The 26,208-nt window shown below is 72.3% G+C and carries 25 protein-coding genes; 13 read left to right on the top strand and 12 right to left on the bottom strand.

Annotated elements, in window-relative coordinates:
• Positions 1–108: 108 nt before the first annotated feature.
• Positions 109–1,362 (bottom strand): patatin-like phospholipase family protein, encoded by a 1,254-nt coding sequence (locus tag LW587_RS06465; protein WP_232628770.1) that lies wholly within the window; start codon positions 1,360–1,362, stop codon positions 109–111.
• A 522-nt stretch (positions 1,363–1,884) separates the two neighbouring features.
• Here LW587_RS06465 and LW587_RS06460 point away from each other — a divergent pair.
• Both LW587_RS06460 and hspQ read left to right on the top strand, forming a co-directional pair.
• Positions 1,885–2,934, top strand: coding sequence for an HpcH/HpaI aldolase/citrate lyase family protein (locus LW587_RS06460; RefSeq protein WP_232628769.1), 1,050 nt, complete (start codon positions 1,885–1,887; stop codon positions 2,932–2,934).
• 61 nt (positions 2,935–2,995) lie between these two features.
• Positions 2,996–3,334 (top strand): heat shock protein HspQ, encoded by a 339-nt coding sequence (gene hspQ, locus LW587_RS06455; protein ID WP_232628768.1) that lies wholly within the window; start codon positions 2,996–2,998, stop codon positions 3,332–3,334.
• Between the two features lie 49 nt (positions 3,335–3,383).
• On the opposite strand, the gene LW587_RS06450 is transcribed toward hspQ, so the two are convergent.
• The 4 genes from LW587_RS06450 to rimO all read right to left on the bottom strand — a co-directional run bounded on the left by LW587_RS06450 (position 3,384) and on the right by rimO (position 5,957).
• Positions 3,384–3,545, bottom strand: a complete 162-nt coding sequence (locus tag LW587_RS06450; RefSeq protein ID WP_232628767.1) for a hypothetical protein — start codon at positions 3,543–3,545, stop codon at positions 3,384–3,386.
• A gap of 261 nt (positions 3,546–3,806) precedes the next feature.
• Positions 3,807–4,256, bottom strand: coding sequence for a DoxX family protein (locus tag LW587_RS06445; protein ID WP_232628766.1), 450 nt, complete (start codon positions 4,254–4,256; stop codon positions 3,807–3,809).
• A gap of 53 nt (positions 4,257–4,309) precedes the next feature.
• Complete coding sequence (locus tag LW587_RS06440) at positions 4,310–4,495, bottom strand: hypothetical protein (RefSeq protein ID WP_232628765.1); 186 nt, start codon at positions 4,493–4,495, stop codon at positions 4,310–4,312.
• Between the two features lie 115 nt (positions 4,496–4,610).
• Positions 4,611–5,957, bottom strand: a complete 1,347-nt coding sequence (rimO, locus tag LW587_RS06435; protein WP_232628764.1) for a 30S ribosomal protein S12 methylthiotransferase RimO — start codon at positions 5,955–5,957, stop codon at positions 4,611–4,613.
• Between the two features lie 509 nt (positions 5,958–6,466).
• Here rimO and pabB point away from each other — a divergent pair.
• Genes pabB through LW587_RS06420 form a run of 3 tightly spaced genes read left to right on the top strand, consistent with a single transcriptional unit; the run spans position 6,467 to position 9,310 of the window.
• Complete coding sequence (pabB, locus tag LW587_RS06430; RefSeq protein WP_232628763.1) at positions 6,467–7,852, top strand: aminodeoxychorismate synthase component I; 1,386 nt, start codon at positions 6,467–6,469, stop codon at positions 7,850–7,852.
• The gene (locus LW587_RS06425; RefSeq protein ID WP_232628762.1) at positions 7,849–8,466 is read left to right on the top strand and encodes an anthranilate synthase component II; all 618 of its coding nucleotides are present in this window, start codon (positions 7,849–7,851) and stop codon (positions 8,464–8,466) included. Before pabB ends, LW587_RS06425 begins: the two co-directional genes overlap by 4 nt.
• Complete coding sequence (locus LW587_RS06420) at positions 8,453–9,310, top strand: aminotransferase class IV (RefSeq protein ID WP_232628761.1); 858 nt, start codon at positions 8,453–8,455, stop codon at positions 9,308–9,310. The genes LW587_RS06425 and LW587_RS06420 overlap by 14 nt, the downstream gene beginning before the upstream one ends.
• A gap of 63 nt (positions 9,311–9,373) precedes the next feature.
• Here LW587_RS06420 and pncA read toward each other — a convergent pair whose 3' ends face one another.
• From pncA to LW587_RS06400, 4 genes are all read right to left on the bottom strand, one after another.
• A complete protein-coding gene (pncA, locus tag LW587_RS06415; RefSeq protein ID WP_232628760.1) occupies positions 9,374–9,997 on the bottom strand; it encodes a bifunctional nicotinamidase/pyrazinamidase in 624 nt (207 codons plus the stop codon).
• An 82-nt stretch (positions 9,998–10,079) separates the two neighbouring features.
• Positions 10,080–11,054 (bottom strand): quinone oxidoreductase family protein, encoded by a 975-nt coding sequence (locus LW587_RS06410; protein ID WP_232628759.1) that lies wholly within the window; start codon positions 11,052–11,054, stop codon positions 10,080–10,082.
• A gap of 219 nt (positions 11,055–11,273) precedes the next feature.
• Positions 11,274–11,498, bottom strand: coding sequence for a hypothetical protein (locus LW587_RS06405; protein WP_232628758.1), 225 nt, complete (start codon positions 11,496–11,498; stop codon positions 11,274–11,276).
• Positions 11,499–11,509: 11 nt separating this feature from the next.
• The gene (locus LW587_RS06400; RefSeq protein ID WP_232628757.1) at positions 11,510–11,728 is read right to left on the bottom strand and encodes a hypothetical protein; all 219 of its coding nucleotides are present in this window, start codon (positions 11,726–11,728) and stop codon (positions 11,510–11,512) included.
• Positions 11,729–12,075: 347 nt separating this feature from the next.
• Here LW587_RS06400 and LW587_RS06395 point away from each other — a divergent pair, with 347 nt between their 5' ends.
• Positions 12,076–13,302 carry a UbiH/UbiF family hydroxylase gene (locus LW587_RS06395; RefSeq protein ID WP_232628756.1) on the top strand — a complete coding sequence of 409 codons (1,227 nt, stop codon included), beginning with the start codon at positions 12,076–12,078 and terminating at the stop codon, positions 13,300–13,302.
• Between the two features lie 301 nt (positions 13,303–13,603).
• Here LW587_RS06395 and LW587_RS06390 read toward each other — a convergent pair whose 3' ends face one another.
• Positions 13,604–14,056 carry a DUF488 domain-containing protein gene (locus tag LW587_RS06390; protein ID WP_232628755.1) on the bottom strand — a complete coding sequence of 151 codons (453 nt, stop codon included), beginning with the start codon at positions 14,054–14,056 and terminating at the stop codon, positions 13,604–13,606.
• A 189-nt stretch (positions 14,057–14,245) separates the two neighbouring features.
• Between LW587_RS06390 and LW587_RS06385 the strand changes: the two genes are divergently transcribed.
• The 5 genes from LW587_RS06385 to LW587_RS06365 all read left to right on the top strand — a co-directional run bounded on the left by LW587_RS06385 (position 14,246) and on the right by LW587_RS06365 (position 20,311).
• Positions 14,246–15,103, top strand: coding sequence for a glycoside hydrolase family 25 protein (locus LW587_RS06385; RefSeq protein WP_232628754.1), 858 nt, complete (start codon positions 14,246–14,248; stop codon positions 15,101–15,103).
• A gap of 217 nt (positions 15,104–15,320) precedes the next feature.
• On the top strand, positions 15,321–16,082 hold the full coding sequence (locus LW587_RS06380; protein ID WP_232628753.1) for a Crp/Fnr family transcriptional regulator: 762 nt from the start codon (positions 15,321–15,323) through the stop codon (positions 16,080–16,082).
• 139 nt (positions 16,083–16,221) lie between these two features.
• The gene (locus LW587_RS06375) at positions 16,222–18,975 is read left to right on the top strand and encodes a PAS domain S-box protein (protein WP_232628752.1); all 2,754 of its coding nucleotides are present in this window, start codon (positions 16,222–16,224) and stop codon (positions 18,973–18,975) included.
• 284 nt (positions 18,976–19,259) lie between these two features.
• Positions 19,260–19,733: a VOC family protein gene (locus LW587_RS06370; RefSeq protein WP_232628838.1), complete on the top strand. Its 474-nt coding sequence runs from the start codon at positions 19,260–19,262 to the stop codon at positions 19,731–19,733.
• 146 nt (positions 19,734–19,879) lie between these two features.
• Positions 19,880–20,311 carry a response regulator gene (locus tag LW587_RS06365; protein WP_232628751.1) on the top strand — a complete coding sequence of 144 codons (432 nt, stop codon included), beginning with the start codon at positions 19,880–19,882 and terminating at the stop codon, positions 20,309–20,311.
• Positions 20,312–20,499: 188 nt separating this feature from the next.
• On the opposite strand, the gene LW587_RS06360 is transcribed toward LW587_RS06365, so the two are convergent.
• Positions 20,500–23,694: an efflux RND transporter permease subunit gene (locus LW587_RS06360; protein ID WP_232628750.1), complete on the bottom strand. Its 3,195-nt coding sequence runs from the start codon at positions 23,692–23,694 to the stop codon at positions 20,500–20,502.
• Between the two features lie 140 nt (positions 23,695–23,834).
• Here LW587_RS06360 and LW587_RS06355 point away from each other — a divergent pair, with 140 nt between their 5' ends.
• Entirely contained in the window at positions 23,835–25,040 is a 1,206-nt protein-coding gene (locus LW587_RS06355) for an efflux RND transporter periplasmic adaptor subunit (RefSeq protein WP_232628749.1), read from the top strand.
• 121 nt (positions 25,041–25,161) lie between these two features.
• Positions 25,162–25,371 (top strand): hypothetical protein, encoded by a 210-nt coding sequence (locus tag LW587_RS06350; protein WP_232628748.1) that lies wholly within the window; start codon positions 25,162–25,164, stop codon positions 25,369–25,371.
• A 34-nt stretch (positions 25,372–25,405) separates the two neighbouring features.
• On the opposite strand, the gene LW587_RS06345 is transcribed toward LW587_RS06350, so the two are convergent.
• Positions 25,406–26,208: methyl-accepting chemotaxis protein (locus LW587_RS06345; RefSeq protein ID WP_232628747.1), on the bottom strand; the 803-nt coding region annotated here is incomplete at its 5' end.

Genomic DNA, 26,208 nt, shown 5'->3' with positions numbered 1-26,208 from the left:
AGGATCGATTCTCGCCGCCGCGCGTCACGCCCGTCGCGCGGCCCGGCCCGTGAGGCCCCTGCCCGATCCGGGGAGGGCGGGCCCGGCCGCCCGACCGAACGAAACCCGTTAGCGTGCGGCCGAGGTGGCGAGGGCGCCGACCGATCCGGTCTCGGCGGTGCGGTCCGCCTCCCGGCGCGGGGCGGGCGCGTCCGCGAAGGCAGTGCCGTCGCGGCCGAGCGACTGGCCATGGGCGAAGAGGGCCTGCATGTAGGGCTGGTCGAACGGCTTCTCCGAAGTCTTGCCGAAGCGCCCGTCGATCTGGGCGATCCGCAGGTCGAGATCGGTGCGCTGGGCATAGGCGCGGGTGAGCGCCAGCGCCGCCCGGGTCTGCGCCTTGATCGCCGCCGACATGGTGCGGCCGAGCACCGAGAGCGTGGAGCGGCCGGCCATCTGGAATTCCGGATCGAGCCGGTTGTTGATCACGAGATAGACCTTCCGGGCCGGCAGGCGCAGGCCGGCCTCCCCGCTCACCGCCGCGGCCGGGGCCAGGAAGTAGGGGCTCATCGCGCCGCCGTCGTCGTGCATCTCCTCGAAGGTCTTGTCCCCGGAGGTGGCCGGGATCAGCACGGGGGGAAACACGCCGGGCACGGCGGTGGAGGCCAGCACGATCTCCCGGAACAGCTTCAGGGCGCGGGGATCGCCGGATGCGGCGCTGCGCGTCGCGATGGCGCCCATGTCCCACAGCACCGGCCGCTCGCTGTCGACCTGCGTCGTGGCGATGAGGAGGCGCCGGCCCTTGGCGTGCTCCGCCGCCACCGCCTTGAGGAGCGCGGGGGTGACCCCGCGCTCGATCCGCTCCTTGAGCGGCCAAGTGTCGGTGAGCGAATCCCGGGTCGCCCCGAACTCGAACACGTCGGCCGCCGAGATCTCGGTGTAGTTCGTCCGCAGCGCCGCGTCCGCCTGCGGGCCGACGAAGGCGAAGGGCGCGATCAGCGCCCCCGTCGAGACGCCGGTGATGACGCCGAAGGCGGGGCGGTCGCCCCGCTCGCTCCAGCCCGCGAGCAGCCCGGCCGCGAAGGCGCCGTTCTCCCCGCCCCCGGACAGGACGAGCCAGGGGTCGGTGGCCCGGCCCGCGCTCTCGATCAGCGCGCGAAAGGCGGCGACGTCGTCGCCCGCGATGCGCACGGAGGCCGGCAGGCCCTCGGGCCGGGCGGTGGCGGCCTGGGCGGCGGTGTAGTCCGGCCGCGTGTCGGGCGCCTTCCGGCCCGGCTTCTCGCCGGCCATCGCTCCCTGCGACAGGCTCAGGGCCAGCAGCGCCCCCAGCAGGGTCCGGGGGAGCCGCCGGTCGGGACCGGTTGGCATGTGGAACAGTTTCGGCATCGACGCACGTCCCCGACGGTGTTCGATCGCCCGCCTCGGCCGGAAAACACGGCGTGCGGCGGCCCGTTCCGCTCGGATCGTGCTTCGCCGGGCAAGCTTCGTCCGGTGACCTTGCGCGAACCGAACCCCCGGCGCGGTGCGGCGGCACACCCGAATCCTTGCCGGACACTGGGATCGGACCCGCATCATCTTCCTCCCCGGGTTCCTTCGCAATATCGAACACTGGCGAGGGTCCGCCCTCCGCGGGGATTTTTTCCGTCTGTTCTTTCCTGAGCCGGCTGGAAACCGGTTTGGGGCCGGCGCGGACCGTTCTCGCCACGCGAATTCTGGCGCGACACCCTGCCCAGATCCCCTCCGAGATCCCCTCCGCTCTCTCCTTGCGGCAGCGCCGGCCTGCGCCGGGCGGGCGGCGGGTATTCGGCAGGGGCGGGGCCGGGCGCGGCGCCGGAGCCCGGCTTTACGGCGGGGGGCGGCGTGCTCTAACGCGGAGGGCAGACGCCGACCCCGGAGCCGAGACATCCGATGAAACTGCCCCGCCGCTTCTTCCAGCCGCTCGCCGCCGGCGCGCCCGAGCCCTACCGCGAACTGCCGATCAAGCTCGAGCGGATGATCCATTTCGTGCCGCCCCACAACGAGAAGGTCCGGGCCCGGGTGCCGGAGCTCGCCAAGACCGTCGACGTGGTGCTCGGCAACCTGGAGGACGCGGTCCCCGCCGACCAGAAGGAGGCGGCGCGCAACGGGTTCGTCGCGATGGCCAAGGCCACCGACTTCGCCGCCTCCGGCACCGGCCTGTGGACGCGCATCAACGCGCTCAACTCCCCCTGGATTCTCGACGATCTGTTCACCCTCGTGGCGGAGGTCGGGAGCAAGCTCGACGTGGTGATGGTGCCCAAGGTCGAGGGGCCCTGGGACATCCACTACATCGACCAGCTGCTCGCCCAGCTCGAAGCCCGCCACGGCGTGACGAAGCCGATCCTGGTCCACGCCATCCTGGAGACGGCCGAGGGCGTGGCCAATGTCGATGCCATCGCCTCCGCCTCGCCCCGCATGCACGGCATGAGCCTCGGGCCCGCCGATCTCGCGGCCTCCCGCGGCATGAAGACCACCCGCGTCGGCGGCGGCCACCCGGATTACCGCGTCCTGTCCGATCCGAAGGGCGAGGCCGAGCGGGCCTCCGCCCAACAGGATCTCTGGCACTACACCATCGCCAAGATGGTCGATGCCTGCATGGCCAACGGCATCAAGGCCTTCTACGGCCCCTTCGGCGACTTCTCGGATTCGGCCGCCTGCGAGGTGCAGTTCCGCAATGCCTTCCTGATGGGCTGCGCGGGCGCCTGGACGCTCCATCCGAGCCAGGTGGCCTTGGCCAAGACCGTGTTCGCCCCCGATCCGGCCGAGGTGAACTTCGCCGCCCGCATCGTCGAGGCCATGCCCGACGGAACCGGCGCCGTGATGATCGACGGCAAGATGCAGGACGACGCCACCTGGAAGCAGGCCAAGGTCATCGTCGATCTGGCCCGGCTCGTCGCCGACAAGGACCCGGACCTCGCCAAGGTCTACAATCTGCCCTGATCATTTGACAGGATCGAGCGTCGCGGTGGCAGGGAGCGGGCGCGAGGCCTATCTGACGGTCATGACCCAGATCAGCGTGAGAAACGCCAAGTTCGGCCTCGGCGCGGTGGTCCGTCACCGGATCTACCCGTTCCGGGGCGTGGTGTTCGACGTGGACCCGGAATTTTCCAATACCGAGGAATGGTGGCTCGCCATTCCCGAGGAGGTCCGGCCGCGCAAGGACCAGCCCTTCTACCACCTGCTCGCCGAGAACGCGGACAGCGAGTACGTCGCCTACGTCTCGGAGCAGAACCTCGTGCCCGACACCTCCGGCGAAGCCCTGCGCCATGCGGGCATCTCGGAGGTGTTCGAGCGCGACGCCGACGGCGCCTACCGGATGCGGATGAGCCACACCAACTGAGCGGCGGCCGCGCGGCGCGTCGCTGGAAGGCTCGACGGGGGCCGGCCCCTCACTCGCCGTCCCGGCGCGGCGGCCGGGACGGCGCCTTCGGCTTCAGCAATTCCACGATCCGCTCCAGGGCGCGCTCGACGGCCGACTGCTCCGGTCGGGGCAGATCGTCGGTGCCGCCGCGCGGCGGCTTCGGGCGGCTGGGGGTGCGGCGCTTTGGCATGGGGGGAGGCTAGACGCCCCCGCGCCCGCACGGCCACCGTGCATCCGGCCTTCAGCGACCGCAGGCCGGGTTTTCCTCAAGAAAAGACCGTGCCGATTTTGGAAATATCCCTGACGAAGCGTGAAGACGACGTCGCGACGACGTCTTGGCTCGGTGATCCCGGAACGGCGGCAACCCTCGCCTAGAGCGCCTGAGACCATGGTAGACCCCGTGCATCCTCTGAATTCATGATGCGATCGGATCCTGAGATCCCCGGATCCCTCAATCCCTGGATCGTCCGGTCCCGGCATCCTCCGATCCTGGCGTCCTGTGCCCGCCGCCGAACGGCCAGTCGATCACGCCGGTGGCGTAGAGCGCCCACCACACCAGGACCGGCTGCAGCGCCAGTCGCGGGCCGTGGTACCACCACGTGTCGGGAAGCGGCGGCAGGTGAATGCCCTCCAGCGCGTGCTTCACATTCGCCGGAAAGACGCAGACCGCGTAGAGTGCGAGCCCGATCCCTGCCGCCCGGCGCAGCCGCCGCGTCATCAGGGCGATGGCCGCCGCGATCTCGCACAGGCCGGTGCCGATCACGACGCCCCGCGGCGCCGGCACCCAGTCCGGCATGATCGGCAGGAAGCGGTCGGGGGCGGCGAGGTGGATCGCGCCGATGACGCCGTAGAGGCCGATCAGGCCGAGCCGCAGCCAATGGCGGTCATCCGCTCCCGTCATCGCGGGACGGGACTCGGGGGACGCGGGTCGGGGAACAAGGACGGGGGCACAGGTCAGGCAGGCCGGTCGTCCTTCGGGCGCCCGCGCTCCTCCCCCGCAGGCGCCTTGCCGCGGGCGGCCTCCTCGGCCTCGGTGCCGGCGCGCTCCATCGGCCCGGGCTGCGCTTTCACCTGGCCCGTCACCGGATCCCGGGGTGAGACCGCCGCCGCGTCGGTCCGGTCGCGCTGCTCGTCCGCCATGCTCAGGCCCTCCGGTTGGTCTCGGCGGGGCAACGCGCCGGCGCGCGCGGCGGTTCGCTGCGCCCTCCCCCCTGGGTCTTCGCGAGCGCCGGCCTCCGGAACTCGGGCCGATGGTCTAGACCACGATGCCGTGCAGATCGTGGGCCTCGGCCCGCTCGATCTTCACGGTGACGATGTCGCCCGGCCGGACCGGGCGGCGGGCGGCGACGTGGACGGTGCCGTCGATCTCCGGCGCGTCGGATTTCGAGCGCCCGCGCGCGGTGCCGGGCCCCGCCTCGTCGATGATGACCGGGAGGCGCTTGCCGACCTTCGCCCGCTGCAGCCGGAGCGAGACCGTCTCCTGCGCCGCCATGAAGCGGCGCTTGCGCTCGGCCATCACCTCGGGCGGCACGGCGGCGCCGAGCGCGTTGGCGGCGGCGCCCTTCACCGGCTCGTAGGTGAAGCAGCCGACCCGCTCGAGCCGGGCCTCCTTGATCCACTCCAGCAGTTCCTCGAACTCCGCATCCGTTTCGCCGGGGAAGCCGACGATGAAGGTCGAGCGGATCGCGAGGTCGGGGCAGATCTCGCGCCAGCGCCGGATGCGCTCCAGCTGGCGCTCCTGGTTGCCCGGGCGGCGCATCCGCTTGAGCACCGACGGGCTCGCATGCTGGAGCGGCATGTCGAGGTAGGGCAGAACGAGGCCCTCGGCCATCAGCGGGATGACCTCGTCCACGTGCGGGTAGGGGTAGACGTAGTGCAGCCGCACCCAGGCTCCGAGCGTGCCGAGTTCCTTCGCGAGATCGTAGAAGCGGGCGCGCACCTCGCGGTCCTGCCAGCGGCTCGGGGCGTAGCGGATGTCGAGCCCGTAGGCGGAGGTGTCCTGCGAGACGACCAGGAGTTCCTTCACGCCGGCTTTGACCAGCTTCTCGGCCTCGCGCAGCACGTCCGCCGCCGGGCGGCTGACGAGGTCGCCGCGCAAGGAGGGGATGATGCAGAAGCTGCAGCGGTTGTTGCAGCCCTCCGAGATCTTCAGATACGCGTAGTGGCGCGGGGTGAGCTTGACCCCCTGCGGCGGGATCAGGTCGAGGAACGGATCGTGGGCCGGCGGCACCGCCTCGTGGACGGCGGCCACCACCGATTCGTAGGCCTGGGGGCCGGTGACGGCCAGAAGGTTCGGGTATTTCTCGCGAATCTCGTCCGGTTGCGCGCCCATGCAGCCCGTCACGATCACCCGGCCGTTCTCGGCCATGGCCTCGCCGATCGCCTGGAGCGACTCCGCCTTGGCGGAATCGAGGAAGCCGCAGGTGTTGACGATGACGACGTCCGCCCCGTCGTGGCGGCGGCTCAGTTCGTAGCCCTCGGCCCGCAGATGGGTGAGGATGCGCTCGGAATCGACGAGCGCCTTGGGGCAGCCCAGCGACACGAAGGAGATCCGCGGCGCGGCGGCGCTCTTGGTGTCCGAGGGAGAGGCGGTGGCGGTCATGACGGCTCGTCGTGGGCGGCACCTTCGCAGGGAAAGGCCGCGGGCACTTCACGGAAATGGCAGTGAAGCGGCCGATATAGCCGCATTGAGGCGCGGTTGCGAGCGGAGCCGGAGGCGGACGCCCGGAAGGGGGCCGGACCCGCTCCGAGACCCGGCGGTGGCGCGGCCGCGGCGCCTGTCTCATGGGCCGGCTCGGGGGACGGGCAGGCCGGCGACCGTATGGCGCACATGGCGGGCCGCATGCAGGGGCCGCCCCTCCCTCGCCCACAAGGGCCGCGACGACACGCGCGGCCGGTCCCCAACCCTGCGGCGTCTCATTCATTCGGGTGATTCAAGAGGCACTTGCACATTTCCGTTGAGAGACGGGATGAGCCCCGCCTCGGGAGAGCGCGCATACCTCTCCCGCAGGCCGGGAACGGGCGAGGCGATTGACGGCGCGCCACCGGACGCCCTTGGGTAGGGCGAGGCGGTGCCGCGACGGGCGCCGAGGCGCAACACGTCGAAAAAGCATGGTCTGGACCCGCGAGATTCCCTTCCTCGATCCGGTCGCGGCGGCCGCCCGCCTCGCCCGGCTGCCCGGACTCGCCTTCCTCGACAGCGCCATGCTCCACGACACGCTGGGGCGGGTCTCGGTGCTCGCCGCCGACCCGTTCGGGCGGTTTCGCTATCGCGACGGCCGCGCCAGCCTGGACGGGCGGACGGTGCCTGGCCCGCCGCTCGCCGCCCTGCGGGCCTGCCTCGCGCCCTACCGCCTCGCCCCCGCGCCCGGGCTGCCCGCCTTTCCCGGGGCGGCGATCGGCTATTTCGCCTACGATCTCGGGGCGAGCCTGGAGCGGGTCGATCCGCCGGCGCGCCGGGCCGGGATGACCGACGACATCGCCTTCAACCTCTACGACACGCTGCTCGCCGTGGATCACGGCCGCGGCACCGGCCGGCTGATCGCCACGGGCTTCCCGGAGACCGACCCGCAGGCCCGGCGGGCCCGGGCGGAGGAACGGCTCGACGCCTTCGCGGCCCTGCTCGCCGCCCCGGCCGAGCCGCTGCCGGAGCAGGCGCCGGTCACGCTCGCATGGCGCTCGAACTTCTCCCGGGACGCCTATGAGATCGCTGTCGAAAAGGTCCGGAGCTACATCCGCGCGGGCGACATCTATCAGGCCAACATCGCCCAGCGCTTCGCCGCCGATCTGCCGCCGGGCTTCGATCCGTTCGCGTTCTACCGGCGGCTGCGCGCGACCAATCCGGCGACCTTCGGGGCCTATCTCGACCTCAACGGCGTGACGGTCGCCTCCTCCTCGCCGGAGCGCTTCCTGCGGGTGCAGGGCCGCGAGGTCGAGACCCGGCCGATCAAGGGCACGGTGCGCCGCGACGCCGACCCCGCCCGCGACGCCGAGATCGCCGCCGCGCTCGCCCGCAACCCCAAGGAGCGGGCCGAGAACATCATGATCGTGGACCTCCTGCGCAACGACCTGTCGCGGGTCTGCGCCCCGGGCAGCGTCCGGGTGCCGGTCCTGTGCGGGCTGGAATCCTATGCCGGCATCCACCATCTCGTCTCGGTGGTGACGGGCACGCTCCGCGAGGGCATGGACGCCCTCGACCTCATCGAGAAGACCTTCCCGGGCGGCTCGATCACCGGGGCGCCGAAGCTCAGGGCCATGGACATCATCACCGAGATCGAGGGCGACGCGCGCGAGCTCTATTGCGGGGCGATCGGGGCGATCGGCTTCGACGGCTCCCTCGACACCTCGATCGCGATCCGCACCGTGGTCATGGACGGCCGGCAGGCGGTGCTCCAGGCGGGCGGGGGCGTGACGCTCCTGTCCGATCCGGCCGCCGAATACGAGGAGACGCTGACCAAGGCCGCCCGGGTCTTCGCCGCGTTCGAGGAGGCCCCGTGATCCTCGTCGTCGACAATTACGATTCCTTCGTCTTCAACGTCGTGCGCTATTTCGAGGAGCTCGGCGAGACCGTCGAGGTCGTCCGCAACGATGCGCTGGACGTCGCCGGCATCCGCGCCCTGAACCCGGAGGCCGTGGTGATCTCGCCCGGGCCCTGCACCCCGGCGGAGGCCGGCGTCAGCCTGCCGGCGATCCGCGAGCTGTCCGGCGCGGTGCCGATCCTCGGCGTCTGCCTCGGCCATCAGGCGATCGGCGCGGCCTTCGGCGGCCGGGTCGAGCGGGCGGGGCGCCCGCTGCACGGCCACGCCACGCCGATCCAGCACGGCGGCACGGGGCTGTTCTCCGGCCTGCCGCAGCCGATGCAGGTCGGGCGCTACCACTCGCTGATCGTGGCGCCGACCCCGGAAATGGAGCGCCAGCTGACGGTCGATGCCGTCTCGTCCGAAGGCGAGGTGATGGCCCTCTCGCACCGGACGCACCCGACCTGGGGCATCCAGTTCCACCCGGAATCGGTGCTGACCGAGAACGGCCACGCCCTGTTCGCGAATTTCCTGAAGGGCGCCCGCGCGTGGCGGGCCACCGCGCGGACGCAGGTGGCCGATGCTGTGGTCTGACGGGCGCCTCGTCGAGGGCGGCACGCTCCCCTTCGACATGGGCGACCGCGGGCTGCTCCTGGGCGACGGGTTGTTCGACACGGCGCTCGCCGTGGGCGGCCGCGTCGCCTTCGAGGCGGCTCATGTCGCGCGCCTCGCCGCCGCCGCCGCCAGCCTCGGCATTCCCGCCGAGCCGGAGCGCATCCGCGCGGCGATGGGGGCCTTGGCCGGCGCCCTGCCGCTGGCGGCGATCCGCACCACGCTGACCCGGGGCGCCGGTCCCCGCGGCCTCGCTCCGCCCGCGGAGCCCGCGCCGTTCCTGTTCGCGAGCGCCGCCCCGGCCAAGGCCGGCCTGTTCGGCGCTCCCTTGCGGCTCCTGCCGACGGAGATCGCCCGCAACGAGACCTCCCCCGCCGCCCGCCTCAAGACGCTGGGTTATCTCGACGCGGTGCTCGCCGCCCGCGCGGCGCGGGCGGCCGGCTTCGACGAGGCCCTGTTCCTCAACACGAAGGGGCGGGTGGCCTGCGCCGGCACCGGCAATCTGTTCGCGGTGTTCGGGGCGGTGATCGTGACGCCGCCCCCCGGGGAGGGCGTGCTGCCCGGCATCATCCGCGGTGCGATCGTTTCGACGATCGCGCCCGCGCTCGGTGTGACCGTCGAGGAGCGCCCTCTCCTGCCCTCCGAACTCGGCTGGGCCGAGGCAATGTTCGTCACCAATTCCCTGCGCCTGATCGCCCCCGTCGCGGCGCTCGGCGCCACCGCTTACGACAGTGCCGGCCACGCGACCGTGCGGCGGCTCCATGCCGCCTTGCGCGAGGCGGTCGCGGCGGATTGCGGGGTCGAGCCCGGGGCGCTCGATCCCTGATCCTGGGACGCCCTGATCCTGGGACGCCGCGATCCGGGGACGCCCTGATCCCGGCATCCCGGGTCAGCCGAGATCGGCGCTCATGACCCGCCGGACACCGGCCCGCTCCATCGCGTCCCAGGCGCGGGCCGTGCCGTCGCGGTCGATGCCGCGCACGGCGTCCTCCACCACGACGACGTCGAACCCGGCGGCGCGGGCGTCGAGGGCGGTCCAGAGAACGCAGTAATCGGTGGCGAGGCCGGTCACGAACAGGCGGGTCAGGCCCCGCTCGGCGAGGGCGCCGGCAAGTCCGGTGCGGGTGAGCCGGTCGGCCTCGAGGAAGGCGGAGTAGCTGTCGACCCCCGGGTGGATCCCCTTGCGGATCACGAGGCCGGCCCCGTCCGCCCGGAGGCCGGGGGCGAACGCGGCGCCGGGCGTGCCCTGCACGCAATGGTCCGGCCATAGCACCTGCGCGCCGTAGGGCATCGCCACGGTCTCGAACGGCCGCCGGCCCGGATGGCGCGAGGCGAAGGAGGCGTGGCCGGGCGGGTGCCAGTCCTGGGTCAGCACCACCTGCGGGAGGGCGGCGGCCAGCCGGTTGATCGGCCCGATCACGGCGTCGCCCTCGGGCACCGCGAGCGCCCCTCCGGGCAGGAAATCGTTCTGCACGTCGACGACGAGCAGAACGTCGGTGGCGTCGCGCCTCACGCCGGAATCCCGGGTTCCGAGGGACCTGTCCCGCGGCGGGCCCGGGCAGAGCCCGGCATCCCGTGATCCGGTGATCGGCGGATCACGGGGTCATCACCGTCGATCCGGTCGTCTGCCGCGCAGCGAGATCCCGGTGCACCTGGGCCACGTCGGCGAGCCGCGCCCGGGTATGGATCGGAATCCGCACCGCGCCGCTCGCCACCACCTCGAACAGCTCGGCGGCGTTGGCGTCGAGGCTCTCGCGGGTCGCGATGTGGGTGAAGAGGGTGGGGCGGGTGGCGTAGAGCGAGCCCTTGGCGGCCAGGATGCCGATGTCGAAGGCCTCGATCGGGCCGGAGGCCGAGCCGAAGCTCGCGAAGACCCCGCGGGGGGCGAGACAGTCGAGGGAGGCCGGGAAGGTCGCCTTGCCGACGCCGTCATAGACGACCGGCACGCCCTTGCCCCCCGTGATCTCCTTCACACGGGCGGCGAAGTCCTCGTCACGGTAGAGGATCACGTGGTCGCAGCCATGCGCCTTCGCGAGCTCCGCCTTCTCCGGCGTGCCGACGGTGCCGATCACGGTGGCGCCGAGATGCTTGGCCCATTGCGTGGCGATGAGGCCGACGCCGCCGGCCGCGGCGTGGAACAGGATCGTGTCGCCGGGCTGCACCCGGTAGGTCAGGCGCAGCAGGTACTGGGCGGTGAGGCCCTTGAGCATCATCGCGGCGGCGGTCTCGTCGGCGATGGCGTCGGGCAGGTGGACGACGCCCTGGGCCGCCACCACGACCTCCTCGGCATAGGTGCCGACGGCGCCCGCATAGGCGACGCGCTCGCCGACCCGGAAACCGGTCACGCCCTCGCCCACCGCGTCGACCTCGCCCGTCCCCTCCTTGCCGAGGGTGAACGGGAGGGAGGGCGCCTTGTACTGGCCGGAGCGGAAGTAGATGTCGATGAAGTTGACGCCGATGGCGGTCTGGCGGACGCGGATCTGGCCGGGTCCGGGCTCTGGCGTCGGGATATCCTCGTAGACCATCGCCTCGGGGCCGCCGTACTCGTGCACCCGGATCGCCTTCGGCATCGTGCTTCTCCGTCCTCGCCGCCTGTCCCGCGGGGCCCCCCGCGCAACGCCCGCCGCATCGGTCCGCGCGGGGCGCCGTCCTCGTGGAAGTGGGCGCCGGGCGCGGGGCCGTCCGGCAGCGGGACATATCCGGCGCGGCGCGCTCGGCAAGCGGTGTCGCCGCGCGGCGCCGTGATTTCCTGCGCCGCGGCACCCCGCCCGGTGTCGGAGAAAGGCCTTTTATTCGGCCGCGACGGCGACCCGCATGCCGGTGCCGGACAGGCAGCGGCGAATGCGCTCGGCGATCTCCGGCGTCAGCGCGCGGACGCGGACATGCATCGTCCCGGTGTCCTCGGGATGCACGCTCACCCGGTAAGTCAGCCCCTCGTCCCGCATCTGCCGCAGAAGGTTGTCGCTCGCCGTCGTCATCGCGGCGATGTGCTGGTCGATCAGATCCGCCCGCATCGGTTCTCTGTTCATCCCCGCGCCCCGGCCTCCGTGGCCCCGCCCGCCTGGGCGGTGGCCGCGGACCCGTCATCGGCCTCGGCCGGGCGACCGGGCGAGGCCGGACGCGTGCCGTCGAGGGGCGGGAACAGGCGGGCGAGGCCCTGGGCGACCCCTGCGAGCACGGGATCGTACTGGGAGCCGAAGCCCGAGGCACCGGCCTCGGGACGGGCAGAGATGAACTTCTTCACAGGACGCCCCCTTTGACGCGTGTTCTCGGGTGTCGGCCTCGCCGGACTGCGACGCGAGCGCGCAGGCCTTGAAACATAGGTTGGCAATGCCCCACGGCGCGTTTGGTTTCATCGGACCTGCGATCGATCGTCTGCCCTGTCCTGCGGCCCTTGACCCGGCCCGGCCGGAACCTCTGTAGGAGACCAGCGGGCCCCGCGCGTTCGGGCCGCCGCGCGCCGTCTCGAGGGCCGTCCGCCGGTTCGTCGAGGGACGACGCGCCCACGCCATCATCGGGAGCCGCCGGCCTGATGCCGTCAGGGCGGGTTCGGCTCCGGAGAACCTTCGCCCCCGAGGAGCCCCTTCCGTCGTGACGGTTCCGATCCAGACGCCCTCCCCCGCCGCCCTGCCCCGCTTCGAGGTCGCGGTGGTCGGCGCCGGAGCCGCGGGCCTCGCGGCGGCCATCGCCCTCGCCCGCGACGGCGTGGCGACCGCCCTGGTCGGGCGTCACGCCCCCGTCGCCGACGGGCGCACCGTGGCGCTGCTCGACGGCTCGGTGCGGCTGCTCGCGGCCCTCGGCACCTGGCCCGAGATCGCCCCGCACGCGGCGCCGCTCGCCGAACTCCACCTCGTCGACGACACCGGCAGCCTGTTCCGTCCGCCCCCGGCCCGGTTCTCGGCCGCCGAGATCGGCCTTGAGGCCTTCGGCTGGAACGTCGAGAGCGCCCGCCTCGTCGAAACCCTGCGCGGGCAGGCCCGCACGACGCCGGGCCTGACCCTGTTCGAGGCGGATTCGACCGGGATGCGCGTGGGGGACGGACACGCCGTCCTCACCTTGCAGGACGGGCGTTCCCTCGAAGCCGGCCTCGTCGTCGGCGCCGATGGGGGGCGCTCGCCCCTGCGGAAGGCCGCCGGCCTGCGCACCCGGGAATGGTCCTACCCGCAGGCGGCGCTGACGACGCTGCTCGCCCACGAGCGGCCCCACCGCGACGTCTCCACCGAGTTCCACACCCGCAACGGTCCGTTCACCCTGGTGCCGCTGCCGGGCGGGCAGCGCTCCAGCCTCGTCTGGGTGACGGGCGAGCGGGCGGCCAAGCGTCTGTCCGGCCTCGACGATGCCGCCCTGGCCGCCGCGGTCGAGCATCAGGCCCGCTCGATGCTCGGCGCCATGCGGATCGACGGCCCCCGCGGCCTCGTGCCGATGCGCGGGCTCTCGGTGGCGAGCCCGGTGGGCGAGCGGCTCGCGCTGATCGGCGAGGCCGCCCACGTCTTCCCGCCGATCGGAGCGCAGGGGCTGAATCTGGGCCTGCGCGACGCCGCCTCCTTACGCGACGCGGTCCTCGCCGCCCGCGAGGCCGGGCGCGATCCGGGCGCCGCCGCCGCGCTGGCGGGTTTCGGCCGGGGCCGCAGCCTCGACGCCCGCCTGCGCGGCGCCGCGGTCGACATGCTCAACCGCTCGCTGCTCACCGACCTCGTCCCGGTCGACGCGCTCCGGGGCCTGGGCCTCGTCGTCCTCTCCTCGATCGCCCCGCTGCGCCGCCTCGTCATGCGCGAGGGCGTGCAGCCGCGGCTCGGGGCGCCGCGATTGATGCGGTGACGTTTTTCGCGTGATCGAGACCGCGATCCGCGGGGGGGCGCGAGGATGCGAGGCGGCCTGTCTCAAGGCCATCGGCGGTGGTCGGGGCCCGGCCTGTGCATGGACCGGCCGACCTCCATGCCCCTCGTAGAGACCTTGGAGGCAATGCGCATCGGGGACGAACATGCCTGAGACGAGCCTTCTGTTCGAAGAAGGCTTGCCATCGTGCGGAGACCGGACGGGCTCTATTCGGTTTTATTCCCGTGCAATCAAGTTCGGGCGCGGTCAGGGTCACTTTCACATGAGCCGGCGATCCGTGGCATCATAGGAAATCACCGTAGAGATCGACCGTCGCGAAGCCACGGTCCGCCAAGCGCTCGGCCAGCACCCGGCGGTGGCAGCGGGCGGGGTCGCGCTCGAAGCAGAGCAGGCAGGTCGGCGCGCGGGCGGCGAGCGCCGCGAGGCCGTCGAGGGCGAGCCCCCCGTCGGCGGTGTCGAGCACCTCCTCGCAATAGATCCTGCGCATCAGCCCGGCATCGTGGGCGCGGGCCGCCTTGCGGCCGGATTTCGGGGTGCCGAGGCTGCGAAAGTGCTCGTAGCCGAGGTCCGCCTCGGCCAGCCCGGCCTTGAGCGCGGTCTTCGAGAAGCCGCGCTTGCGCGAATTGGCCACCGCCCGCACGTCGGCGAGGACGGCCACGCCGGCCTCCCGCAGGGCGGCGTGCAAGCGCTCCGGGGCGAGGCCTTCGTAGCCGATGGTGAACAGAGTGTTACCCATGGGACACGCCGCCGAAAGTTGAAGAATCGGAGGGAATTAGCAGGCGCCTCCGTCGGCGGTCGCCGGGCGCTATGTGTCGGCGCGGTCACGCCTTCCGGAAATCCGCCGCAAAGGTGGCAAAGCTCTGTTAACCGCCCGGAGGGCATCGAATACCCAATGAATTTGCACGCGGGAAGTGGCGGGCCGTCGATGTCGCAGGACACCGGGTATCTTTCACGGCGCGCGCCGAGGTCGTCGTCGGGCGCCTGGCTGAAGCGGGGGCTCGCCGCCGCCCTGCTCTCGGGGCTCGCCGCCTGCGCCTCGCAGAGCGACTTCTACCCCACCAAGGGCGACGTGAAGCCCCATCCCGGCGTGGCGAAGGCCAAGCACCATCCGATCCAGGGCATCGACATCTCGAAGTGGCAGGGCCCGATCGACTGGGCCTCGGTCAAGGGAGCGGGGACGCAGTTCGCCTTCATCAAGGCGACCGAGGGCGGCGACCACGTCGACGAGCGCTTCCGCGAGAACTGGGAGGGGGCCGGGCGCGCGGGCGTGCCGCGGGGCGCCTACCATTTCGTGTTCTGGTGCCGTTCGGCCGAGGACCAGATGGCGTGGTTCAAGCAGAACGTGCCCAACGACCCGACCGCCCTGCCCCCGGTGCTCGACGTCGAATGGAACGGCCACTCGGCCAAGTGCCCGAAGAAGCTGCCCAAGGCCCAGGCGCTCGCCATGACGCGCTACATGCTGGAGGAGATGGAGCGCTACACCGGCAAGCGGCCGATCATCTACACCGACATCACCTTCCACAAGGACGTGCTCGAGGACGAGCTGCCCGATTATCCCCACTGGGTCCGCTCCACCGCGGCCGAGCCGGAGCAGCGCTACGCCAACCGCAAGTGGATGCTCTGGCAGTTCACCTCGACGGGACGCGTGCCCGGCGTGCGCGGCGACGTGGACCGGAACGCCTTCTACGGCAGCCCGAAGGAATGGGCCTCCTTCCTCGCCACCGATTGCGACCCGCGCGATCATCGCGATCTTGCGACGCGGGGCCTCTGCAGCGCGAAGTAAGCGCCGGCGTCGCGCCCCGACCCGGGCGCGGGCGCCAAGGCTTGTCCAGAACATAGGTTGTCGTCAGGCGGGCCTGGCATCTGCCAAGCCTGGGTCGTGGCACGCCTCGCCCGAATTATTTCGGGGCCGGCACGGGTTCTGTCTACTTGTAGACAGACGCTGCGTGAATGCCTGGGCTACGAGCCCCACGATCGACCCGACGAATCCGAGCCACGATATGCCTTCGGCCTCAGAGCGCTGCTTCGAAGGCAATCTGCTCTTGCGATCCCTGCGTCCCGAGGACCGGGCCCTGCTGCTGCCCCATACGGAGCGGATCGATTACGGGCGCGGGGCGACCCTGTTCGCCGCGGGCCGCGAGGTGGACTTCATCAGCTTCCCCCTCGAGCAGACGGTCGTGACCCTCGTGATCTCGATGATCGACGGGCGCAGCGCCGAGACCGCCACGATCGGCCGCGAGGGCGCGGTGGGCGGCGTCGTCAGCAACGGCGGCCTCCCGGCCTCGACCCATGCCCTGGTCCAGCTCCCCGGCCCGGTCCTGCGGATGGATTCGGCCCGCCTCCAGGAGGCCAAGCGCCGCTCGGAATCCTTGCGCGACCTGTTCACCCGCTACTCCGACTGCCTGCTCGCCCAGGTGCTGCAATCGGTCGCCTGCAACGCCCTGCACCCGATCGAGGAGCGCTGCCTGCGCTGGCTCCTGACCCTGCAGGACCGGCTGGAGAGCCCCGTCCTGCCGATCACCCAGGAGACGCTCGCGGCGATGCTCGGCGTGCAGCGCACCTATCTGACCCGGATCCTGCGGATGCTGCAGCAGCAGGGCCTGATCGAGGTCGGGCGCGGGCGCATCACCATCCTGAACCGCGGGGACGCGGAGGCGGTGGCCTGCGAGTGCCACGCCTGCGTCCGGCGCCATTTCCAGACGGTGCTGGGTGCGGTCTACAGCCCGACCGGGCGGCTTGTCGCGATCGAGCCGCCCGCTTAGAGCAGAGGCTCGAACCGTGAACGCCCCGATGAACCCCCATCTGGGCGGGCCCAAGCGAGGCGCAGTGTCCGGCACAACGGTGCCCGGGCGCGGTCCGACACGAGAACGGTCATGACCGCCCACGAGACCGCTTGCGTCGATGCGCCGACCGACTGACCCCGACGCGACCGAGGCAAGGCTCGCCGCGCTCGCGCGCTACGGCATCCTCGACACGGCGCCCGAGCCGGATTTCGACGACGTGGTCGCCCTCGCCACCGGGCTCTGCGCGGCGCCCACCGCCCTGGTCAGCCTCGTCACCGACGACCGGCAATGGTTCAAGGCGCGGCTCGGCTTCACCCCCACCGAGACCGGGCTCGACCGCTCGATCTGCCGGCACACGCTGGGCCTGCGCGACCTCCTCGTCGTCCCCGACCTGACCGCCGACCCGCGCACCCGCGCCAACCCCCTCGTCACCGGTCCGCCCGCGCTGCGCTTCTACGCGGGCGCGCCGCTGGTGACGCCCGAGGGTACGGCGATCGGGGCCCTGTGCGTGCTCGACACCAAGGTCCGGCCCGAGGGGCTGAGCCCGGCGCAGCGGTCAGGGCTGACGGCGCTCGCCCGCACGGTGATGGCGCAGCTCGAGTTGCGGCGGGCGGTGGCGGAGCGCCGGGGGGAGGCCGCGGCGCTCGCCCAGAGCGCGCTGCGCCTGCGGCTCGCCGTGGAGGCGACCGGCATCGGCATCTTCGACTACGACCTCGTGACCGGGGTGCTGAGCTGGGACGGGCGCACCCGCGCCCTGTTCGGGATCGGGCCGGACCAGCCCGTGAGCTACGCCGACACCTTCCTGCCCGGCCTCCACCCGGAGGACCGGGGGCGGATCGAGGCCGCGGTGCAGGCCGCCCTCGATCCCGCCGGGCCTGGCCGGCTCGACTGCGAGTACCGCACGGTCGCCCGCGACGGCCGCCTCCTCCATCGCGTCGCCGCCCGGGGCGCCCTCGTGGTCGAGGGCGGCGAAGCGATCCGCTTCGTCGGCGCGGTGCGCGACGTGACGGCCGAGCGCACGGCGCAGGACGCGCTCCGCGCCACCGAGGAGCGGCTGCGGCTCGCCACCCGGGCCACCAACGACGCGATCTGGGACTGGGACCTCGTCACCGACCACGTCCTGTGGAACGAGGCGCTGGCGGACGCCTATGGCTGGGCGCCGGCCGAGGTCGAGCCGACCGGTGGCTGGTGGCTCGCCCAGGTCCATCCCGACGACCGGGCCCGGGTCGAGGCCGACATCCACGCCGTCATCGGCGGCACGGGCCGCGACTGGCGCCACGAATACCGCTTCCGCCGCGCCGACGGCACCTATGCCGAGGTGTTCGACCGGGGCTCGATGGTGCGCGGGCCCGGTGGCGAGCCCCTGCGCATGATCGGCGCCATGCTCGATTTGACCGAGCGCAACCGGGTCGCCGCCCAGCTCCGGGCGGTGTTCGAGGGGGCCAATGTCGGCATCGTCCAGATCGACCCGCGCAGCCTGATCGCCCTGCAGGTCAACGCCAAGCTCTGCGCGATCTGGGGTGCCGAGGAATCCGACGTCGTCGGCCAATCGGTCGCCAAATGGACGCCGGAGGAGGATGCCGAGGAGCGCGACCGGCTGCACCGGCGCCTCGCCGCGGGCGAGATCATGCGCGAGACCCTGGAGAAGCGCTACCGCCGCAAGGACGGGCGCCTGATCTGGGGCCGGGTCAACCTCGTCTCCCAGGTGAGCGGCGACGCGATCCAGATCACGGCGATGATCGAGGACATCACGGGGGAGAAGCGGGTCGAGGCGCGTCAGCGGGCCCTGATCGCCCTCGGCGACCGGCTGCGGGACGCGACCGACACCGCCGAACTCTCCGGCATCGCCGCCGAGATCCTGGGGCGCACCCTGGGCGTGTCGCGGGCGGGCTACGCCACGGCCGAGGGCGGTGGGGGCCGCTTCCGGATCGAGCGCGACTGGACCGACGGGACCGTCGCGAGCCTCGCCTCCATCGCCCCCCTCGCGCTGTTCCCCGCCACGCTCGACCGGCTGCGGCGCGGCGAGGTCCTGGTCGCGCCGGATGTGATGGCCGATCCCGGCTTCGCGCCCGACATGGCCCTCTATGCCGGCATCGGGGTCCGCGCCCAGATCAAGGTGCCGACGCTGCGCCGGGGCGCGCTGGTCGGCCTCCTGTTCGTCCACGCGGCCGAGCCCCGCCTGTGGGAGCCCGGCGAGGTCGCCTTCGTGCGCGACGTGGCCGACCGGGTCTGGGCGGCGCTCGGCCGCCTGCAGGCGGAGGAGCAGCAGCGCGTCCTCAACCGCGAGCTGAGCCACCGCCTCAAGAACACCCTGACCATGGCCCAGGCCATCGCCTCGCAGACCCTGCGCAACGTGTCCGATGTCGGCTCGGTCAAGGACGCGCTGGTGGCCCGCCTCGTCGCCCTCGGCAAGGCGCACGACATCCTGCTCTCGGGGGAGGGCGAGGGGGCGGAGCTCGAGGCGGTGCTGGCCGGGGCGCTCGCCATCCACGACGACGGCGAGCCGGACCGCATCCGCCTGTCGGGTCCGGTGATCGAACTCGGCCCGAAGGCCGCGCTGTCGCTCTCGCTGATGATCCACGAACTCGCCACCAACGCCGCCAAGTACGGCGCCTTCTCCGTGCCCGGCGGGCGCGTCGGCGTGGACTGGACGATCGAGGACGCCCCCGGCTCCGAGCGGCGGGTGCGCCTGACCTGGACCGAGCGCGGCGGCCCCCCGGTCTCTGAACCCACGCGAAAGGGCTTCGGCTCCCGCCTGATCGAGCGCGGGCTGTCGGGGGCGGTCGGCGGCGAGACCCGGACCGTCTATGCCCCGGACGGCGTGGTCTGCCGCATCACCGCGCCGCTGTCGGGCCTGCTGGAGAAGGACTGATGTTTCGGGACGTGGGAGGCGGCACGACCCTCCCCCGCCGACCGTCGCCGAGCATCCGAACCGTCACGGTCGAACGAGCGGACCAACCCGCCGGCCGGCCGCGCGGATCGCGACGCCGCCATGGCCGCGGCGACCGGCGGATGCCCGCCCCTGCCCTTTCCAGGCCACCCGCCGGATGCTTGGATGAGCCTCGGGATGACCCGCGGGCCGCGGCCGCCCCGCGAGGGCGCGGCCCGGTCGAAGGTCGCCGCGAAGGAGGAGCCGCCATGGTCGCCGAGAAACGCGTGCCCAAGAACACGATCTGCCTCTGGTACGAGCGGGACGCCGAGGCCGCCGCCCGGTTCTATGCCGAGACCTTTCCCGACAGCGCGATGGGGACCGTCCACCGGGCGGCGGCCGATTACCCGTCGGGGAAGGCGGGCGACGTGCTGACGGTGGCGTTCACCGTGGCCGGCATCCCCTGCATCGGCCTGAACGGCGGACCCGCCTTCCGGCACAGCGAGGCCTTCTCGTTCCAGATCGCCACGGACGATCAGGCGGAGACCGACCGCCTCTGGAACGCCGTCGTCGGCCATGGCGGGCAGGCGAGCGCCTGCGGCTGGTGCAAGGACCGCTGGGGCATCTCCTGGCAGATCATCCCGCGGGCGCTCACCGCTGCGCTCTCGGCCGGCGGCGCGGAAGCGCAGCGCGCCTTCACGGCCATGATGACCATGAGCAAGATCGATGTCGCGGCCATCGAGGCGGCCCGCCGCGGGTGACGCGCCGCCGAGCGCACCCCGCCGCTTTCGCCGCGCGGGGCGAAAGCGGCGGGGTGCGACCGGATTTCCCGGGAGGGGAGGGCAACGATCCGGCGCTTCGCCGCTTGTCGGAGAAATTGGCCCAGGAACCCGGCCCAGGAACCCCGATGGATCAGACCGCGCCCCCTGCCCCGCGCGACGGCACCCGGCCGCTCGCCCTGGTCGTCGAGGCGGAGACGGACCTGCGCATCGTGACGGCGGACCGGCTGACGGAGGCCGGGTTCGAGGTGCTGGAGGCCTGGAGCGGGCCGACCGCCCTGCTCCAGATCGAGCGCCACCCGGGCATCCGCCTCGTGATCGCCGCCGACCTGCCGGATCCGGACGGACGCTTCGGCCTCGTGCGCACGCTTGCCGAAACTCTCGCCCAAACCGTTGCCGAAACCCACGCCCCTCACCCCGGCCTCGTCGCCGTCTCGGCCCAGCCGGAGCCGGAGCCGGGCGTCCTGCCCGCGGGCGTTCGCTTCCGACCGAAGCCGCTCACGGCGGCGCTGGCCCGGGAGGAGCGGGATCGGGTGCGCGAGGAGGCGGACCCGGCGTAGGAGTGCCTCCCACGAACGCCCGTTCGGCGCCGGTTTCCCCGGCAGGCCCGGCGGAGCCGCGGGCGTTCGTGGGAGAGACCCGACGCCCGGGATCGCCCTCGCCCCGCCTGCGGGGTTAAGGGCGGAGGCGCGGAGGGCCGGCGGGCGCGGGGATCGCGTCCCGCGCCGGGCCGCTGGCGCCCGCCGCCTCAGGCCGCCGGTGCCCCCCGCCCCTCCCCGGCCTCGCCCTTCGGTAAATTGGGCGCCGTCTCGGACGGCTTCGTGGACGGCGCCTTGCCCCCCTCGGGCGCCTCCCCCCGCAGCCGCTCGGCGGCGACGTAGAAGACCGGCGTCACGAACAGGGTCAGGATGGTGGCCACCAGGAGGCCGCCGATCACCACCGTGCCCATGGAGAGCCGGGCATTGGCCCCGGCGCCGCTGGCGATGGCGAGCGGGACCGAGCCGAGGATGAAGGCGAAGGAGGTCATCAGGATCGGGCGCATCCGCAGGCGGGTGGCGTGCTGGGCGGCGGCGAGGGCGTCCTCGCCCTTCGCGCGCAGCTCCTCCGCGAAGGAGACGAGCAGGATCGAGTTCTTGGCCGCCAGGCCGACCAGCAGCAGCAGGCCGATCTGCCCGAACACGTCGAGCGGCATGTCCCGCAAGGCCAGGGCGCCGACCGCGCCGAAGATGGCGAGCGGGGTCGCGAGCAGGATGACGAGCGGCAGGCGCACGCTCTCGTACTGCCCGGCCAGGAAGCAGAAGATCATGAACACGCCGAGCCCGAAGATGATCGGCGCGTAGCCGCCGGCGATCTTCTCCTGGTAGGCGATCTCGGTCCACTCGATCGAGAAGTTGCGCGGCAATTCGGCGGAGAGGCCCTCGACCGCCTCGATGATCGTGCCGGAGGAGGAGGACGGGTCGATGGTGATCGCCACCTCGATCGCCGGATAGGTGTTGTAGGACAGGACCGCCGTCGGCCCCGTGGTGAACTTGGCCTGGACCAGCGAGCCGAGCCGCACCGGCTGCCCCTCCCCGTTCAGCACGGTGAGCGCCTCGAGGTCCTGGTAGAGGCGCCGGCCCGAGGCCTCGCTCTGGACATAGACCTGGTAGACGAAGCCGAAGCGGTTGAAGAGGTTGACGAAGCTCGATCCCACATAGGTGCCGAGCGCCTCGAACAATCGTGCCACCGGCACGCCGAGCTGCTCGGCCTTGGCCCGGTCGATGTCGAGGCGCAGCTGCGGCACGCCCCATTCGGTGGTCGGCGTCGCGCCGCTGACGCCGGGCAGCGCCTTGATCCGCTCGATGAACTCCGCCGAGGTCTTCGCGAGCCCGAGGCCGCCATTGCCCGAGCGGTCCTGGATCTCCAGGGTCAGGCCGCCGCGGGTGCCGAGGCCCGGGAGCGGCGAGGGGTTGGCGATGCGCACCTGCCCGTCGGGATCGTGCTTGAAGCGCTCCTCCATGTCGCGGATCAGGTCGTCGACCGTGGTCGTGCGGGCGTCCCAGGGCTTCATGACCGGGATGTTGAAGCCGTAGAACGGGGCCACCGTGTCGGCGAGGAAGGAGCGCCCGGACACCCCGATCGTGTGGTCGACGTCGTCGCGGGCGCGCAACGCCGCGCCGAAGCGGGCATTCATCGCCTCGGTCCGCTGCACCGAGGCCCCGAGGGGCATCGCGACCTCGGCATAGAGGTAGCCCTGGTCCTCGTCCGGCACGAAGCCGGTCGGGCGCTGCATCACGAGCACGACGGTGGCGCCAGCCAACAGCGCGAACACGGCGAGCGTCAGCGCCACGTGGCGGGCGAGCCAGCCGATCGTGGCGACGACGAAGCCGGCGGCGCGGTCCAGCGCCGTGTTGAACCAGTCGAGCGGGCGCTGCCACCAGGGGCGGCGCGCATCCGCATCGTGCGGGCGCAGCAGCATCCCGCAGAGCGCCGGCGTCAGGGTCAGCGAGACCACCGCCGAGATCATCACCGAGATCGCGATGGTCAGCGCGAACTGGTTGTAGAGCTGGCCGGTCAGCCCCGGGATGAAGGCCACCGGCACGAACAGCGCGGCGAGCACCAGGGTCGTGGCGATGACCGGCCCGCCGACCTCGTCGACCGCCGCCCGGGCGGCAGGCTTGGGCTCCATGCCCTCGGCCATGAGCCGCTCGGTGTTCTCGACCACGATGATGGCGTCGTCCACCACGAGTCCCACCGCCAGGACGAGGCCGAGCAGGCTCAGGGTGTTGAAGGAGAAGCCGAGCAGGGCCATCGGCCCGAAGGTGCCGATCAGCGCCACCGGCACCGCGATGGTCGGGATGAGGGTCGCGCGCCAGTTCTGGAGGAAGAGGTAGGTGACGACCGTGACGATCAGGATCGCCTCGACCAGCGTGCGCACCACCTCGTAGATCGCCTCCTTGACGAACTCGGTGGAGTCGAGGGCGATCGCGTAGTGCAGTCCCGGGGGGAAGCGCTTGGCGAGGTCCGCCATGGTCTCGCGCGTCCCGTTCATCACCTCGACGGCGTTGGCGTCGGGGTTCTGGAAGATGCCGAGCGTCGCTGCCTGCTTGCCGTCGAAGTTCGAGGTGACGCCGTATTGCTCGGAGCCGAGCTCGACCGAGCCGACATCGGAGACCCTCACCACCGAGCCGTCGGCATTGGCCCGCAGGACGATGTTGCCGAACTCCTCCGGCTTGACGAGGCGGCCCTTGGTGACGAGCTGCACCTCGAAGGGCGTGGCCCGGCCCATCGGCAGCTTGCCGAGGGAGCCCGTGGTCACCTGCGCGTTCTGCGCCTCGATCGCCTTGAGGACGGTCTCGGTCGCCATGCCGAGCGCCTCCATCTTGGCCGGATCGAGCCAGATCCGCATGGCGTAGCGCATGTTCGAGAAGTTCAGGATGCGGCCCATGCCGGTGACCCGGCGCAGGGGCTTGATGACCTGCGTCTCGGCGTAGTTCGCGAGGAACAGCTCGTCGAAGCCGGTGCCCTCGTCGGCGTAGAGCACGACGTTGCCGAGGCGCTGGCGCGAGGATTTCTGGATCTCCAGGCCCTGGTCGCGCACCGCCTCCGGCAGCTTGGCCTCGGCCCGGCTCGCCCGGGTCAGCACTTCGGCGGCGGCCGCGTCGAGGTTCGAGCCGACCTCGAAGGTGGCGTCGATCGAGACGCTGCCGTCGCCCGACGAGGTCGACTGGATGTAGATGAGCGCGGGCGCCCCGTTGATCTCCTGCTCCAGGGGAATCGCGATCGACTCGTAGGCCTGCTGGGCCGACGCGCCCGGATAGGTCGCCTGGACGTTGATGACCGGGGGGGCTATCTCCGGATATTGCGCCACCGGCAGCGTCAGCCCCGCCACGATGCCGATCGTCGTGATGATGACCGAGATCACCCCGGCGAGGATCGGCCGGTCGACGAACGTGGCGAACATGGGCCGGGCCGTCTCCGGTAAATCTACGAGGCCGTGAAGGGCCCGCGTGCAACGTCTTGTCGGGAAGCGTGTTCCCTCCCGTGCGTCACGGTCACGCCCGGCCGGGCCGGGACCGGGCGGCGGTTTCGGGAGCGGTGTTCGTGCGGTCAGGCGTCGGCTTCGTCATCACCGGCCTCGTCATCGGGACGATGGGGATCGCCGGCGGGGCGTGGTGGGGGATGGGCCATCCGATCCCGGGCTTCCTCGCCCACCACCTCAAGGTCTCCCAGCGGGCCGGGCCCAAGGCGAAGGAGGACCCGCCGCTGGCGGTGAAGACCGTGCGGGCGACCCGGGGGGACGTTCCGGTGGCCTTCGAATACACCGGCACGATCATCTCGCCCCGCGACGCGGAGCTCCAGGCCCGGGTCACCGGCATCGTGGTGGAGCGCGCCTTCGAGCCCGGCGGCCCCGTCAAGAAGGGACAGGTGCTGTTCCGCATCGATCCGCGCCCCTTCGAGGTGGCGCTGCAATCGGCCACCGCGCTCCGCGACCAGGCCAAGGCCACCCTCGACTTCGCCCAGGCCGAGGTGAACCGCACCGAGCAGCTCGCCGACAAGGGCTTCGCCACCGAGCAGCGCGCCCAGCAGAACCAGTCGAACCTCGCCACCGCCAACGCCAAGCTCAACGAGGCCGAGGCCGCCATCGCCCGCGAGAAGTTGAACCTCGACTACGCGGTGATCCGCGCGCCCTTCGACGGGCGCTCCTCCCTGTCGCTCGCCAATGTCGGCGACATGGTGATCGAGAACCAGACCAAGCTCGTCTCCGTGGTCCAGGTGAACCCGATCGACGTGCAGATGGCGCTCTCCTCCGAGGATGCCGAGGCCGTGCGGGTCGCCCTCGCCGAGAAGCGCACCAAGGTCCAGCTCCTCGACGTGCGGCGCGAGCCCGTCCGGGAGGCCACGATCTACCGGCTCGACAACCGCTTCGATCCCCGCACCGGGCGGCGCCTGATCCAGGCCCATCTCGAGAACGGGGACGAGCGCTACCTGCCGGGGCGCTTCGTGCGCGCCCGCATCGAGGTCGGCCGCCAGGAGCGCCTGCTCGTGCCAACGATCGCTCTCTCGGCCCAACTCGACCAGCAGGTCGTCTGGACCGTGGACGACACGAACAAGGTGCACATGACCCCGATCGAGACGGGCGACGCCTACGGCGAGACCACCGAGGTGGTGAAGGGCCTCAAGCCCGACACGAGGGTGGTGGTCGACCATCTCCAGAGCATGCGCCAGAACCTCACGGTCACGCCGCGCTCCGGGGGCGAGGTCACCGCCGCGCAGAACGCGACCCCCGAGGGCGCGGCGCGGCAGTGAGGATTTTTTGGACTTTCGTGCTCGTCTATCCAATGGGCAACGGACCGACCCCCTCGGAGCGATTCGGACCCCGCGTCCGCGGCCGTCCGAGGCGGGCGGCCCCCATCCCGAGAGGTTCAGGATGACGCTTCTCTCCACGCCCGCGGTGCAGTTGCTCCTGTTCGCGCTGGGCTGTCTGGCGATCCACGCCGCCCGCGGCCATGCGGCGGCCCTCGCCCGCCTCCTCACCGGGACCGCCCTGGTCCTCGTCGTGCTCCTGATGATCGCCGCCGCGCTCGACGAGGCGCATGCGGGGCTGTTCGTCGGCTTCGCGGGCTACGCGGTGCTGTGAGCCCCGCCCGGCCCGGGATCCGACGGGACGGCCCTCACGCCGCCCGCACCTGGGCCAGGAAGCCGCCGACCTCGTGGCGCAGGGCGGCGGCCTGACGGGCGAGGTCGCTCGCCGCGCCGAGCACCTGGGCCGAGCCGGCGCTGGCGCCGATGGCGGCGCTCGCCACCCCGGCGACCGTGTCCGAGACCGTGCGGGTGCCGTGCGACGTCTCGACGGTGGTGCGGGCGATCTCGGCGGTGGCCGCGCCCTGCTCCTCGACCGCCGCGGCGATGTCGCCGGAGATGCGCGACAGATCCCGGATCGTGCGGGTGATGCCGGTGATGCCGGAGACCGAGGCCTCGCCCGAGGCGGTAATCTCGGCCACGCGGCCGGCGATCTCCTCGGTCGCCCGCGCGGTCTGGCCGGCGAGGTCCTTCACCTCCGCCGCGACCACGGCGAAGCCGCGCCCCGCCTCGCCGGCCCGGGCGGCCTCGATCGTGGCGTTGAGCGCGAGCAGGTTGGTCTGGCCGGCGATCTGCGAGATCAGCCCGACGATCCGGCCGATGCCGCCGGCCGCCTGGGCGAGCCGTTCCACCTCGGCGGCGGTGCGGGCGGCGTCCTGCTCGGCGAGGCTGGCGCCCCCCGCCGCGGCGGTGACCTGGGTGCCGATCTCGCGGATCGAGGCGGAGAGCTCCTCGGTGGCGGCGGCGATGCCGTCGGCGGACAGGGCGGTCCGGGACGAGGCCTGGGCCGCCGCCCCGCTCAGGGCGGAGGTCTCGGCGGCGGTGGCGCTCAGGGTCCGGGCCGCGGCCTCCAGCTGCTCGGCCGCGGTCGAGACCGCGGCGACGATGCCGCCGA

This window comes from Methylobacterium sp. Leaf118 (assembly GCF_920984675.1).
Taxonomy (GTDB): domain Bacteria; phylum Pseudomonadota; class Alphaproteobacteria; order Rhizobiales; family Beijerinckiaceae; genus Methylobacterium.
The sequence above is the reverse complement of the archived record's forward strand: the minus strand, read 5'-3'. Positions and strand labels throughout refer to the sequence as shown.